Below are 15551 nucleotides of genomic sequence, written 5' to 3' on the forward strand. Positions count from 1 at the left end.
ACAGTATCTCTTAAGGGTAAGGGCAAGTCATTATAGCCGAATTTATAATCAATACCTAGCACCGCAAATGTGAATGATTGGAATATGAAGTCGTTGATATTAAGGAACAATCGGTGCAAAGTTCAGCCCCATTGACTCATCAAAACCAAACATTACGTTCATGTTTTGCACAGCCTGACCAGCAGCACCTTTGACTAAGTTATCTTGAACAACGATAACTGTTAGCTCAGCACGCTCATTGTCCTGATGTACCGCAATACGTAAACGGTTACTAGCACGAACACTGCGCGTATCGGGATAAAGCCCCTTTGGCATGACATCAACAAACAACTCTGACGTATAGCTATTTTCAAATGCTTGCTGCCAATCGATAGCAGCGCCAGCATCGGTCAGCTCCATATGAATAGAGCTTAGCATGCCCCGAATCATCGGTACTAAATGCGGCAAAAAGCGAATGCGATGCGCGAACTGACTGTCTAATAACTGTGCAACACCCTGCTCAATCTCTGGTAAATGACGATGGCCTTCGACGCTATAAGCCTTAAAGCTATCTGTTGTCTCAGCATAATTGAGTGCAAGTGATGCTTGACGACCTGCACCAGACACACCAGATTTTGCATCAATTACAATACGAGACTCAATCAAACGCTCTGCTTGCTTATTCTGAGCTTCGATAATTGGTTTTAGACCCAAAATCGCAGTGGTTGGATAACAGCCTGGGTTGCCTACTAGTAACGCATTCGCAAGCTTGTCGCGATTGATTTCTGGTAAGCCGTAGACTGCTGTTTTCAACAGCTCAGGACAAGCATGTGACTGTTTGTACCAGTGCTCAAAGTCAGTCAGTGACTGCAAACGAAAATCAGCAGCCAAATCGATGACCTTGACGCCAGCTTGGGTAAGCGCTTCAGCTTGCTTCATTGCTACGCCATGTGGCGTCGCAAAAAACACAACATCACATTTTTGCAATGCAGCAAGCGTATTATCACCTAAGTCGCTAAAAACGATGTCAGACACACCGCGTAAGCTTGGGAAGATTTCATCAGCACGAGTGCCAGCTTCGCTACGAGAAGTTAATAAATCAATAGAAACCTCAGGATGAGCAGATAATAGGCGAATAAGCTCAATACCCGTATAGCCTGTACCACCGACGATCGCTGCTGAAATCATAAAACACCCTTTTCTTGGTAAATACTAAATATGCACTGATAGATTCTATATTTGCCTGTAATGCGTGTAGTTCTACAAATCATGCAATTCTACAAATACAGAACAAAGACAGAATCACTCTCTAAATATTCTGACTGTTAAATTTTATAGTCGTGTACTGCATCTACAAACACTTTGGCGTTGTCAGGGTTAACCCATTGGGTGATACCATGACCTAAGTTTGCTATGTAACCAGTCTTTTCACCATCAGCGTAAGCACGGTCAAGCATGGCGTTCACTTCCGAACGGATAGTTGCAGGCGAACCATATAACGTCGCTGGATCTAAGTTACCTTGGATAGCTTTGCTGCTTTGCAGTTTTTTATGCTTTTTGGTCAATTGACGCTGACTTTCAGTCAATACTTGACGTGCACGATCAATCGGCATCGTCCAGTCTAGACCTAGCACATCTGCTTCGCTGTCAGCCTGAATATCAAGCCATAACCCACCACCTTTAGTGAATAGCACTACAGGTACTTGTGGATGACGTTCCTTTAGTTCGGCGACAATACGTTTATTATAAATGTGTGAAAATTCGATAAATTGACGATGGCCTAACGCCCCGCCCCAACTATCAAATATCTGAACGATTTGAGCGCCAGCTATGATTTGGGCATCTAAGTAGTCGATAACTGACGTTGCAAGCTTGTCTAGTAACTGATGTAAAAAATCAGGGTTACTATATAAGAAGCCTTTGGTATAACGATAATCTTTCGAGCTACCGCCTTCTATCATATAAGTAGCCAATGTCCACGGACTACCAGAAAAACCGAATAATGGAACTTGACCATTTAGCGCTTTACGAATGCTGGTTACCGCACGCATGACATAGTCTAGAGAATCGTTTGGCTCAAGCACTGGCAATCTATCAAGATCAGCCTGCTCACGGATAGGATGTTTGAACTTAGGGCCTTCACCCGTTTCGAAATACAAGCCCAATCCCATCGCATCAGGGATAGTTAGAATATCACTAAATAAAATGGCAGCATCTAAATCATAACGGCGCAATGGCTGTAGAGTCACTTCAGTAGCGCGGGCTGTATCTTTGCACAGACTCATAAAGTCACCCGCTTCAGCACGAGTGGCTTTATATTCTGGTAAATAACGACCAGCTTGACGCATCATCCATACCGGTGTGGTATCAATGGGCTCAAAACGTAATGCACGTAGCAATCTATCATTTTTTAAAGGTGCAAACTGTTGCTGAACCGAGTTACTACCGTCTGAAGCACTCATGTACAAATCTCCAAAACAGCACAATATCCATATTTATCAATGGATATTGTGCTGGATAAAATAAGTTGAATAAAAAAGGTTATATGAAAGTGTTATACAGTTAATGCAAGGTTGTCGCGGTGTACCATGACGACACGTTCTTCGCTACTGCCAAAGATCTTATCGAACTGTTCGGTACGCTCACGAGCAACGCGGCGCGCATCATTCGATGAGAAGTTTACCTGCCCAACGGCTATGCGCTCACCTGTATCTTGATGAATGATTTCTACCACATCACCTTCATCAAATCCGCCCTGCACTTCTACAACGCCCACTGGCAATAAACTTCTATTGTGCTCAGTCAATGCTCTTGCAGCGCCTGCATCAACGACCAAGCTACCTGACATACGTAGATGCGCAGCTAGCCATTGCTTACGCGCAATGATTTTATCTTCGTCATTAGTCGTCAGCAACGTACCTACCGCTTCGCCTGATACCACACGGGTAATAACGTCATCGATAGCACCGCTGACGATAACGGTAGGACAGCCACCCATAGCAGCAAGGCGTCCAGCACGGATTTTGGTCAACATACCACCGCGTCCAAGCTTACCGCCGTCTCCTGCAATATCAAATAAATAATCAGCCATTGCACGCTCTTGACGAATCATCTTAGCATCAGGATTATCACGTGGGTTATCAGTGAAGACACCTTCTTGATCGGTTAAGATAATGTACAAATCAGCATTAACCATCGCGGCTGCCATCGCACCCAAGGTATCGTTATCGCCAAATTTGATCTCATCAATTGTGATGGTATCGTTTTCATTAATAACAGGTAGTACGCGCCATTCTAATAACTGTGTCAGCGCACCCGTCGTGTTGAGATAACGACTACGATTAGACAAGTCATCATGAGTTAGCAAGAGCTGCGAGCTTTGAATACCATGCTGAATCAAAGCTGACCACCATGTTTCAATCAACCCCATCTGACCAATAGAAGCACAGGCTTGTAGTGCTGCTAGTTTCTTGGGACGTTCCTCAAGGTTCATACGTACCACACCTTCAGCAACAGCACCTGATGATACCAGCAGTACCTCAACGCCTTTTTTGTGTAGCTTAGCAATCTGCTTTGCCCACTCATATATGGCAGTACGATCCAGCCCTCGACCGTTATTGGTTAATAATGATGAACCAATTTTGACAATAACGCGCTGAATATCAAAGTTGCGAGTTTGCTTAACAAATCTTGCTTCTTTCATCGTGTTTGCTATGTCATCTGCCATATAAACTCCTTTTTTTTCATATCAATTGATTGTAGGGATTAAATTCACAATTCAAGTATAACTGCTCAAGCATACTAGCTTAAGGAACGTACATTACCTCAACGCCATCGTCATCATCGTCGTCAAAATCAGACGCATCCAAGCCTTCACGCGCCGCTTTACGAGCCGCACGATATGCTTCACGCTGTGCTTCAGTGTTCAGACGCACTTCAGCTTCTAAACGCTCGAAACGTTCTTTTTGTGCTTCAGCGAAGATAGGATCTTCTATTTCACGCTCACGCTCAAGTTCGATATCATTCATTAGATGATATTTGACCGCATCAACGCCTTCACCAGTTAGCGTTGCCGTACGGAAGACCATACCAGTCCAACCAAGCTCTGCGACGATATGAGTACAAAGCGCATTCAAATCTTCATCATTAACCTGATCGATTTTGTTTAATACCAAAATCTGCGGCAAATTAGCCAATTCAGGAGAAAAACGCTCAAGCTCATTTAAAATAACACGAGCATTCTCAACTGGGTCGCTGCCATCAACAGGCTTGACATCAACTAAGTGTAGCAGACGACGCGTACGCGCAACATGTTTTAAGAAGCGAATACCAAGTCCTGCGCCTTCTGATGCGCCCTCGATAAGACCAGGAATATCTGCCATTACAAATGAGCGATGACGACCAATATCGACCACACCCAAGTTTGGAACTAGGGTGGTAAACGGATAATCAGCCACTTTCGGTCTAGCAGCAGAGACTTGACGGATAAAGGTCGATTTACCAGCATTAGGCAAACCAATCAAACCAACATCAGCCACTACTTTTAGCTCAAACTTAAGAACTTTTAGCTCACCTTCAAAACCTGACGTCGCTTTACGCGGCGCTTGGTTGGTCGAGCTTTTGAAATGAGTATTACCTAGACCACCGTCGCCACCTTTGGCAATCAGTAGTGTCTGGCCAATCTCAATCAAATCGCCCAATACTTCGTCTGTCTCGGTATCAACTACCGTCGTACCAACTGGTACTGGTAAATAAAGATCATCAGACCCTTTACCTGAACAGTTTCTACTATGGCCGTTCTCAGCACGCATGGCGTCATGACGACGCGTATAACGATAGTCAACTAGGGTGTTGGTGTTGTCTTCTGCAATGACGTACACATCTCCGCCCTTGCCGCCATCACCACCATCAGGTCCACCACGCGGGACATATTTCTCTCGGCGAAAACTGGCGATTCCGTTACCACCGTCACCTGCTTTTACCGTTACGACGGCTTCATCAATAAATCGCATCTTACGTTCCTTAATTCACAATCCAGTCTAGAAACTGGTTACAACCAACGGTTGTATTTTGGGGTTTTGCTATGTTGTTGCGTCAAAATAAACACTGTATAAAGTCTACTTTTACTTAGTGCCCATTATGACAATAACACCCGATAATCAATCGGACTATCGGGTGTTTAAGTATGACAGTTAAAGTCCTACCAAGCTATTCAAAGTAATATCTGCTACAGCGCAATCTTATGACACGATAGCCCTACTATACTTGGTATGACGTTATTGCTCTACTGTATTTAGTAATCTATGCTGGAATCTGAGCGTAGCTGATTCCGGCCATTTGTGTCGCCAAACGCAATACCTGAGTACTATAACCTACTTCGTTGTCATACCAAACATATACGATAGCTTGGTTGTCAGTCAAAATAGTGGCTTGAGCATCGATAATACCAACATGAGTCGTACCAACGAAATCCGTTGATACCGCTTCTGTAGAATCTGTATAAGCAATCTGCGACTGCCAAGTGCTGCTGTTAGCCGTTTTGCGCAAGAACTCATTTAACGCATCAGCGCTTGCTGGTGCAGTTTTTAGATTCACGTTCAAGATTGCTAGGCTGACGTTTGGTGTTGGTACACGAATAGCGTTACCCGTTAGCTTACCGTTTAGTTCTGGCAATGCTTTACCAACAGCTTTTGCAGCACCAGTACTGGTGATAACCATGTTCATCACAGCACTACGACCACGGCGGTCTGCTTTATGATAATTATCAACCAAGTTCTGATCATTGGTAAATGAGTGAATAGTCTCTACATGACCATTTACAATACCGTACTCATCATTCAATACATTCAGCGTTGGCGTAATCGCATTGGTCGTACAGCTAGCAGCACTAACGATCGTATCATCACCAACGGTGTCATTGTTCACGCCATAAACGACGTTTTTGATATCGCCGCCAGCAGGGGCTGTTAGTAGCACTTTTTTCACGCCAGTAGACTGTAAGTGCTTGCCAAGGCCCGCTTCATCTTTCCAGATACCTGTGTTATCGATAACAAGAGCATTGTCGATTCCATAAGCAGTATAGTCGATTTCGCTTGGGTCTTTGGCATAGATAACTTGTACAAAACGACCATTAACGATCATGCCGTTATTATCATCATCAATGCTAATGCCGCCTAAGAATCTACCATGGATTGAGTCACGCTCAAGCAATGAGATACGCTTAGCCAAGTCACCAGCAGCGGCTGGACGTACAACAATCGCTTTTAGTTGTAGACCTTTCGCGCTTGACGCTTGTGACAATAGCAGACGAGTCAAGATACGACCGATACGGCCAAAACCATACAGTACAACGTCTGTCGCGCCGTTTACAGCACCAGCGTTATTGATAGACTGTAGAGCGGTTTGTAAGTCCGTATCATTAGCAATCAATTGACCAACATCGATACGAGTGGCTTGGATATTAGTGTTTTCTGAGATAACTTTTACCATCGCTAGAGTATCAGCGATATCGATAGCTTTGGCGCCATGGTCGCGTAGCGCTACTTTTTGATGCAAGGCAAGTATTTGACCAACTGAAGTAGCGTCTAGCGTTTCGCCAAACAAAGTCACTTGTACGTCTTGCTTGTTATAGAGCTTGTTTAGTAGCCCCATAAGCTCAATCGCTTGTTGCTCTTGATTGTTGTAGTTGTTCAAGTGGTCTTGATGTAATTGGCGTAAGGTATCAGCGTTGCTCACGAGAAACATCCTTATGGTCAGTAATGTATGATCAATAAAATATGAAGAAGTGTAAAATAGATAGGTTGTGTATGCTCTAAATGGCGACTCTAATATGATAATCAACCACTATCAATATGGGTTATTGACGCTAGAGTATTTGAATCGCCTAGATTTTAGCCTAAAACGCCTCATTTTGCCAGTAGTAACCGATTAGCTAGCGTGCATAATAGGTTTCATTCTCTTATATAGTTCTCATATACAGCTAGTAATAAAAATAAAGGCAGCCATGTATGCTGCCTTATCGAGACGTAATTAAATAATAATCGCTATAGGGCTTAATTAACCAAAGCAGTAAATTTAGTTATAACACTTATGGTGCTAGACTCACCGTTTGGTTGCTCTGCGACGTCAATGTAAACTCTTTTAAGTCATAACCTTGCTGCTGAGCAATTTGACGATATTTGGTATACGTTTCCCGACTAATATTTGGCGAGCGTGCTAGTAGCCATAAGTATTTTTTATCAGGCGTCCCTACTAGCGCAGTTTTGTACTCTGAATCACGTGCTAGCACCCAATAATCAGCACGGCCGACTGGAATCCAACGAATCCACTTCGGTAAGAACGTCACTTTTAGTTTGCTACCGCTTTCATCGACTGGCTTAGCTAAACCTTCTGCGACAATACCTGAACCGTCCTCGCTCACACATTTGTTAGTAACCGTGATTCCTGAGCCGTCATCTTTTTGTGCATAGTTAGCGGTCACATCACCAGCACACTTGCGCTGGAAATACATTGGCAAACGACCAATCTCATACCAAGTACCTGCATAGGTATTTAGATCTACGCTATCTACAGTAGTTGGCGTACTTGCAGATTTATAAATAATATCACTTGGCTTAACCGATAGCATATCGGTCGTGGTCTTCTCATTCATCACATCATCAGACATTCCATTAGTTGCCATGTTCATTGGCGGCGTGGCTGCATAGGCTGAGAACGCTGCTAACGGTATAATAATCGCTAAGGCAATGCCTGTATGTTTGATCAGTCCATTCATAAATATGCGCTCCGGTATTTCTTTGTAAGATGAATTATTTGTTGATGCATCACTCATTTGCTCAGCGTCGATGGCCTGTTCAGAACTACTGTTTAGATTATCTATTTGATCCTCTAACAGTCCTGACATTAGTGGCTCATCTTCATTTAGTTTTTGTGGTTGTTTCTTTGGTGATGACTTATAGCCAGATGATTTGTAGCCACTAGCCACGTCATGATTGTCCTCATTGCTATTTTTTAGATCTTTGCTTATTTCATTGTTACTCATAGCTGACTCTTTTGCCCTAAGGCTTTTGTCGGCGCTTTTGTATCCAAAATAGCTGTCTTGCGAAGACGTGTCTTTTGCCAGATGGTGCGAATATTCGCCATTCGAGCTGTCACGATTATAGCTAGCATCGTTACTAGCTTGGTTTGTCTGTTGGGTATCATCGCCATATTCATTGTCATTGAGCGATTGCTTAGGCTGCTGAAGTTGAGAACCAGCTGCCTGTGAATCAGTCCATGCTGACTCAGGTAACTTATTGGTTTTCATAGGAGTACCATTCTTAAATAGTGATTGTTAAAAACGCTTTATGTACGGCATCTATTTGGTCTCGTTTTCTAAAAGCCATTTGCTTTGGTATAAATTATTCGTGCAAAACTTGACTCTACAAAAGCTTTTTTATTATTGTATTTTGAACATCACTTTTGATCAGTCACTCGTCTATAGAAATAAGATCAACGTATCGTAGATATGCAATATATATTAAGGACAACTGGACTATTAAAACAGTAGTGCAATGTAGGAAAACGCAACGGTTTGTAAGTAACTATGGGGTTTGAGTGTTGTTTGAACACATCATAACCACATAGTTACTTGCTGGATAACTAAGTTAAAAATCAGTTATTTGAACTTACTAAGCTTAATACAGAAGTCTAATGCGGGTCACATTCAGGCAAATGGCACGATGGATTCCCTATAGCTTTCTTGAAGTATGCGGATTATATAAACTGACGGATACCTGCCACACTGATACCGCCATATTGCAATGCTTGATTGAGCATAGCAGGCTCCAGCCCGCCTAACCCAATGACAGGCATATCAGCTAATTCTGCTAACTCTGACCATGCTTCCCAGCCAAGCGGTGTGTCATCAGGATGCGTTTGGGTAGCGAGCACAGGCGATACGAAAGTACCAATCACTGGTGGTAATGCATTCTGTATGCGCATGCTGGCAAGTTTGTTGGCTGCCGTTATGCTTGCAATGTCATGACAGCTGACGATAAGCGGATAGTCTTTAGATAACGACTGTGTAAGAGCTGTAGAACTGCCTACCTCATTGAAACACTGCATCAGTGTCGAGTGTGTTAAATGCTTAGCAATTATCCGCTGGCCAGTTTCTGTCTTCTTAGCAGTTAGTGAGCCCTCAATATCTAAAGGTTTTTCTTTGTCATTAGGTAAAATCGCTAAAATATCTGGGCGTACCGTCATCAGTTGCTCAGCAAGATGCTTAGAATTTGCATCCTTCAATCGGATATATACCCCTGACTCTGATGCTAACTTTTCTTGATGATGCTGTAGCCATGCTGCCGCTGCATCAGTGTGTGTGCCAAAATGTGTCAGAGGATAAGTAATCGCTATCTTCGATGGGAGTTTCAACCATTCAAGGATTGTCTTATTAGCAGCGGGCAGATGATACTCTCCTGCCAAAAGATTTGATTTGCTTACCCAAGTCAGTGCCTGCCCTTCTAAACCTTGTTCACAGTGTCTATGCTGCTCGTACTGCTCTACTGTCAGCTCAATCTTATAAACCTGTAAGCTGACCTGCTTATCGCCATAATCATGATGCAAACGCCCAAGCTTAACAATAGTATTATTATCAAGCAGGATATCCGTCTCTTCAGCCACTTCTCTTATCAACGCCTGCGCTGCTGACTCATTTGCTTCTATCTTTCCCCCGACAAACTCATAACGATTTCCTTGATGCTGAGTAGCATCTCGAAACCCAAGTAAATACTGATCTTTATAATGAATGACAGCCACTGCAACATTTACGATGTTAGGTTTGTTAGTTTTCGTCTTACTTTCCGGCTTGGTCTCTGATTGTTGATTTGACCCGTTCAACATATTTATATCCTTTATTTCGGTATTTACCTTGATTATTTTTGATAATTTAATAGTTTTTATAGGCTAGATGATTTATTTGGATTTAGCACTTAACTCATTAATTTATTTAAATAAAATGCTTAATCGAGATAGTTTATAACAGTAAACTTAGATAAGTTTACATAATAACTGCATTTTATTTTATCAATTGCCTTGCAAATTTATCAAATCTAAATGATAATTATTATCGTTAAAAACAATTACGCTATGGTTAGCCAATTTTTTAAGCCACTTTTTTTCAAAAGGAATTTACTATGAGCATGGTTATCTCTCGTTATTTAAACTGTCGTGAAAACCGTCTACCTACTTTGCAATCACAACATCTATTTGCACTAACCAAAGAGGTACGTATCGAGCATGAAGGCGAAGAGTATCGACTACGCCTAACTCGCAACAATCGCTTGATTCTAACCAAGTAACGTCTATTTCAGTGACACCTTTTTCAATACTCCTATAAAAAAACGCCTTCATTATGAGGCGTTTTTTTATAGGTTCTACAACTTAAAAATAATTTCAAAAGCGCTCTCAGCTGACATCAATTAGAAAGCAGTCGTCCTCTAAATAAACAATTTAGAACTGCCAACTATAGACCACATCTACTGCATTTTCCGCTGCTGAGCTTGCTTCTACATAGATACGGCGTGTCAATTGATAACGAACAGAAAGGCTATTTTGCGCATTGAAAACACCCACACCATAACGAATGTACAAATCAGGGGTCACGTAACCTGTGACGTTGACATTGGTGTCCTCGCTACTACCTGAGGCATCAACTGTCAGACTCTGCAAACCAAACGCTTGCCCAATTTGATTGGTCAGGCTACGAGTACCACTCAGACCAAAGCTCAGTCCAGCGGCAGCCAGATTATTAGTCACTTGCGACTTAAACCCTTGCTCACTGATTTGTGTGGCGCTCTTATTATCGATGCGACCTGTCACCAACGCGTTCATGGCTTGCTGCTGGGTCAGTCCTGCATTGTTAAAGACGATAATATTGGGACTTTCAGTCGTTCCTTTGACACGCAGACCAACTGTTTTGCCATTAATCGTTTTTGCCGCTTCAATGCTCAAGCTCGGTTTCATCACATCGCCATTGAAACGCACTTGACCATAATTTAGCTCTAGGCTTTGGCCAAAGGCATTGATATTGGTACGGCGTGAGACCTGTACAACACCTCTGGCACGCATAATACCTGTGCCATTCTGCGTCACATTAATCGCACCTGCCAACGGAATGACGGCGCCAAAACCACGGAAATTGATATCATCGCCCAAATCAACACCGATATCAGCATTGATTGACCAAGGTTTTGAAATAGCCAGTACTTCATCGATATTACCAATCAAACGACGGTCTAGTACGACTGCATCTTCAGTCTGAGTAATGATATCTTCGCTGGCTTCAGGCGGACGAATGGTCGCAGACGGCACACTGATCGCCCCTTTTATATCAACATAACGGTCGCCTGGACGCACGATAATATCAATATCAGGATCAATTTCAGCAACCAGTAATGGCGGTTGAGTGATGACTAGGCCTTCACCGACAATACTCAACTTGGCCTGCAGTTTTTGCTGCCAATTGACTGTCCCCGACAATTTGCCTTCACCTGTACCACTATTAAATGTGCCATCAATGGTCGCTTGCGTGCCGCGGATTTTGGCTGCCGCATTTACTTTGGATAGATTCACGGGCAAATCAAGCATGGCTATACGGCCGTCAGAGAGCTTTACGTCGCCATAGAACTGTGGTTTGGTTAAGGTGCCGCCTAGGCCACCAGCCATTGTGACGTTACCTCTTAGGACGCGCATACCGGGGAAGAATGGCTTAAATATCGCAAGATCAAGCTCGTTCAGCACCAATGCACCAGAGATTGGTTTAGGGTCTTTATAAGGATCGACGATCACCTCAGCATAGCCACGCGCCCCGCGTCCAGTATTGATATCAGTACGCAGCTTGATGCCCTTAGGCACAGACAGAGCAATGAGAGACACGCGCTTGTATGGCAAGGTCATTGATGTGCTTTCGCCGTCTTGAACAAGGCCAATCTTGCCGTTATCTGAGTATAGCGTGGTATTGATAGTTGGCGGACGACCACGTTGCCATCCGACGATTGCTTTACCATTAATCTTACCATTCCAGTCAATATCTTCTGGCAAGAACACTGAGAATAACGACGTATCTAAATTCTGCAACGCTACATTGACTTCACCTTGGTCTGGCGATGCCACTAGTTTTTCACGTAGACAGAGCTTGCCAGTTTGATCCGTGGCCTGCCAACAATGAGCGGCAAGCTGTACTTTTAGATCACGATTCTCACCACCCTGATTGTAAGGCAAATTCACAATCAGCTGTGCAGGTTGTAATTGATTCAAAGTCGCATATTTAGATTTGATGCGGCCTTTTCCAATGACACCTGACCAGCTTAGCCTATCTCGATCAAAACCACCTTTTAACCTAGCGCCGACATCGAGTTGCTTATTGGCTACATTTAAATCGACCACATGAGATTTTTCGGTACCATTAAAGGACGCTTTAACACTATCGAAACTTTGACCAGCAGCATCTAGGCCTTCAGCCGTCACGATTAACTGGCTTGGGCTATTGGCTAAGTTGACCAGCTTGCCGCGTACACGGCCTTGACGCAATATAAAGCCAGGTAGCGCGAGTCGCTCACCGACCAAGTCAATATAAATAGTAGGTAGTGCTTGACCAGCTGGTTGAGACAGCGTGGCACCGCCAGTGACTTTACCAGCCAATTGGCTAGATAGTTGGTCTAGACTGGTGATGTTAATTTTGGTTTGTAGCTGTTTGGCATTGCCGTTAGCCGTGACATAGTTGTCACCCCAACGCAGCACAAGGTTATTAGCGTTTAAGCTATCAATCAAAGCGTTTACTTGCTTATATTGTGCTTGAGCATCTTGGGTCTGAAGTTGTTTGAAGTAACTTGCTAAATCTTTAGGCAAACGCATTTTCGCTGATAGGCTGCCTTTGGCACTCAGTTGCTGCCCTTTTAGCATGCCATTTAGATTAACTTGTTTAATATTGACAATCTGCTGCGTGTCACTCCAGCGGCCATCTGTATCAATCGTACCAGTGATAAGGCTTGGAGTATCTTTTAGGAAGTAGCCAATGTTAAAACGATCCATCACCGCGTTGATATCCCATGCAACGCCTTGACGCACATCAACGGTACCGCTGGCATCGATACTACCTGCCGCACCCACATGACGGAAACGATTGATGCGGATCAGCTGACTGTCACCACTGGCTTCTATATTCAGCTTACCTGCTGGCAATTGCTCGGCATCTAATATGCCGTTGAAATTTACGGCAAAGCGCTGCAAGGTACCTGCGGTGTTTTTGCTGTTTTTTGGCGCATTTTGCCATTCGCCACTGGTTTTTAGATCGCCTGTGATTATCGCTGGATTATTGGGTAAAAAATAACCTAAATTGAACTGGTCAAAACGACCATCTATATTCCAGCCGATATTTTTACGTAAGTCGATAACACCTTTCGCATCAACTGCGCCCGCTTCACCCTTATAGTTCAGCTTACGAATACTAATCAGCTTTGGCGTACCCGCAGCATCGATAGATAGACGTCCCTGCGGTACATCTGCTGTATCAATCCGACCATCAAAACGCGCATCGAACACCGACAGCTCACCACCTACGATATCAACACTGGCATCACCAGCACCTGTGATACCAATAGCACGATCTGCTTGCGTCGCATCGAGCTGCGCTTGCATATCGGTATTGTTTAAAGTAATCACATGACGCTGACCACTGACACCATTTTTGGTGATATTTAGCAGTCGACCACGCGCACTTATACTACCTGTTAGGCGCTCAAGCGGTAGATCGCTACGATATTTCTTAGGGAGTAGACCTTTAGTACTGGCATCAATTTGCCATGTCAGTGGACGCTGTTTGCTCGCTAACTGAATCTGTCCTGTGCCAGATAAGTCTCCTACTATGCCATTGTAATTGAGACGATTGATATCAATGACATCACCAGCCTTACGTATACGTAGATCGTAGTTGCCCTTGGGGGCAGCATTGAGCTCATTGATAACGGCATTGGCATCGACTGATAGGGTCGAACCTCGAACGATAACGTCCGCCTGCCCACTAGGACTGTCTATATTGCCAATATTGGGTACGTTACGGCGGGTTAGGTTTTTCCAGTTAGCGTCAATATACCAAGGCGCAACTTGCTTGGACTTGGCAGAGGTTTTACCGCGAACCATATTGGCATTGATGTGCTCACCATCGCGCTGACGTAAATCTGCATCGATCTGCGTATTACCAGTGGCATTCTGCTGCTGATAACGCAGTGACAGCCTACCGTTAAGGGTTTGCGGCGCATAAGCTTTAAAATCAGTATATTCATCAGGAATAGCACGGCGAATATCAAAGTTGCTACCCGTCGCACGCACCGTGGCCTCAAAGCTGTCTTTCCAATCTAAAATACCTTGTAATGCCAAACGTCCCGCTGGCACGTCAGCATCTAGGCGATCTATACGTAGCTGACTGTTGGCAATAACGGCACGGCCTTGATAATGACCTGATGGGATGTCTTTGGCCGTCAATTCAGTATTGATACGCAATCGTATCTCAGAGATGACACCAGAAGCTGTGGCTGTACCGCTTTGTAGGCGAATGTTTTGGCTATCAGCATAAGGGATAAGAATATTATCCCACTGTAGTTTTGCATCAAACGGCGCACCTGCATCTAGCCCCTGTACTACAAAGTCGCCTTTCACATCGCTATCGTTATAACGACTACGTACTTTACCGACAGTACGTTTAAGCGTTCCCGTTGCAGAGATATTTAACGGGTCGATATAGGCTTTTTCAAGGGCGCTGACTTCCGCAATCGCACTCAAATCTAGTGGATAGTCGCCCTGTAGGTCGATCTCTCCTTGTAAGGCACTGACTTTTACGATATCAGCGTACTGCAGGTCACCACGGCCAACGGTCACCGTACTACCTACCCACGTCAGGTCACGCGCCGTAATATCTTGAATAACGATAGGATCTTTGGTTACTTGCTTATAGGTGATTTTCTTAATTTTTGCTTGGTCAAAACGCAAGTTTACTGGCAACTTTAAAGTTTTATAATCAAACGGTTCACCAGTAGGCGGTTTTTTATTGATAATCTCTATGGTCTGGATATCTGCATCGCTTAAATGCACTTCTTTGGCAAATACTGCACGCCAGCCTATTTTTACATAGGCCTTATCTACTAATATCTCAAGATCCTCAGTCGCTTCAATATCGATATCGGTGACCCAAATACCATCGCGCAAGTTACCGCGTCCGTATTTGAAATCAATACCTGTTTCAACACTGATTTTCTCTAATATAAACTTCGTACCAGCGTCAGTCCCTGCCGCATAAAAAAATATGGCAAACATAATCGCCAGTACGATAAGCACCAATACCAGCAGTTTGAGCAGAAATGACAACGGATACCAACGCCTAACGGCACGGGCATCACGCTGTGCTGGATCTTCATCTGGAGCATTATTAGGCGGGGTATTTTCTGTCAGCATGACACTCAACTACGTTAAAAAATGAAGACCAGCAATCGGTACGATAAGTGATAATTAGAACATTTGGAGCGACTAAACATTTGGAACTA

At 43.7% G+C, this 15551-nt stretch carries 9 protein-coding genes; 1 reads left to right on the plus strand and 8 read right to left on the minus strand.

Annotated features, from left to right (window positions below):
* Positions 1-99: 99 nt before the first annotated feature.
* The 7 genes from argC to ACI2IW_RS01950 form a co-directional block, all read right to left on the minus strand.
* A complete protein-coding gene (argC, locus tag ACI2IW_RS01920; RefSeq protein ID WP_404692448.1) occupies positions 100-1167 on the minus strand; it encodes an N-acetyl-gamma-glutamyl-phosphate reductase in 1068 nt (355 codons plus the stop codon).
* A gap of 137 nt (positions 1168-1304) precedes the next feature.
* Complete coding sequence (gene hemE / locus ACI2IW_RS01925) at positions 1305-2441, minus strand: uroporphyrinogen decarboxylase (RefSeq protein ID WP_379543983.1); 1137 nt, start codon at positions 2439-2441, stop codon at positions 1305-1307.
* Between the two features lie 92 nt (positions 2442-2533).
* Complete coding sequence (proB, locus tag ACI2IW_RS01930; protein ID WP_404692449.1) at positions 2534-3706, minus strand: glutamate 5-kinase; 1173 nt, start codon at positions 3704-3706, stop codon at positions 2534-2536.
* Positions 3707-3785: 79 nt separating this feature from the next.
* Positions 3786-4991: an Obg family GTPase CgtA gene (cgtA, locus tag ACI2IW_RS01935; RefSeq protein WP_057759175.1), complete on the minus strand. Its 1206-nt coding sequence runs from the start codon at positions 4989-4991 to the stop codon at positions 3786-3788.
* A 289-nt stretch (positions 4992-5280) separates the two neighbouring features.
* On the minus strand, positions 5281-6723 hold the full coding sequence (locus tag ACI2IW_RS01940; protein ID WP_404692450.1) for a glyceraldehyde-3-phosphate dehydrogenase: 1443 nt from the start codon (positions 6721-6723) through the stop codon (positions 5281-5283).
* Positions 6724-7066: 343 nt separating this feature from the next.
* Positions 7067-8284, minus strand: a complete 1218-nt coding sequence (locus ACI2IW_RS01945) for a lipocalin family protein (RefSeq protein WP_404692451.1) — start codon at positions 8282-8284, stop codon at positions 7067-7069.
* Between the two features lie 449 nt (positions 8285-8733).
* Complete coding sequence (locus tag ACI2IW_RS01950; protein ID WP_404692452.1) at positions 8734-9858, minus strand: NUDIX domain-containing protein; 1125 nt, start codon at positions 9856-9858, stop codon at positions 8734-8736.
* Between the two features lie 299 nt (positions 9859-10157).
* Between ACI2IW_RS01950 and hemP the strand changes: the two genes are divergently transcribed.
* A complete protein-coding gene (gene hemP, locus ACI2IW_RS01955; protein ID WP_227672156.1) occupies positions 10158-10316 on the plus strand; it encodes a hemin uptake protein HemP in 159 nt (52 codons plus the stop codon).
* A 151-nt stretch (positions 10317-10467) separates the two neighbouring features.
* Here hemP and ACI2IW_RS01960 read toward each other — a convergent pair whose 3' ends face one another.
* Positions 10468-15462 (minus strand): translocation/assembly module TamB domain-containing protein, encoded by a 4995-nt coding sequence (locus ACI2IW_RS01960; RefSeq protein ID WP_404692453.1) that lies wholly within the window; start codon positions 15460-15462, stop codon positions 10468-10470.
* Between the last annotated feature and the right edge of the window lie 89 nt (positions 15463-15551).

The sequence above is a fragment of the Psychrobacter sp. NPDC078501 genome, from assembly GCF_044900935.1.
Taxonomy (GTDB): Bacteria; Pseudomonadota; Gammaproteobacteria; order Pseudomonadales; family Moraxellaceae; genus Psychrobacter.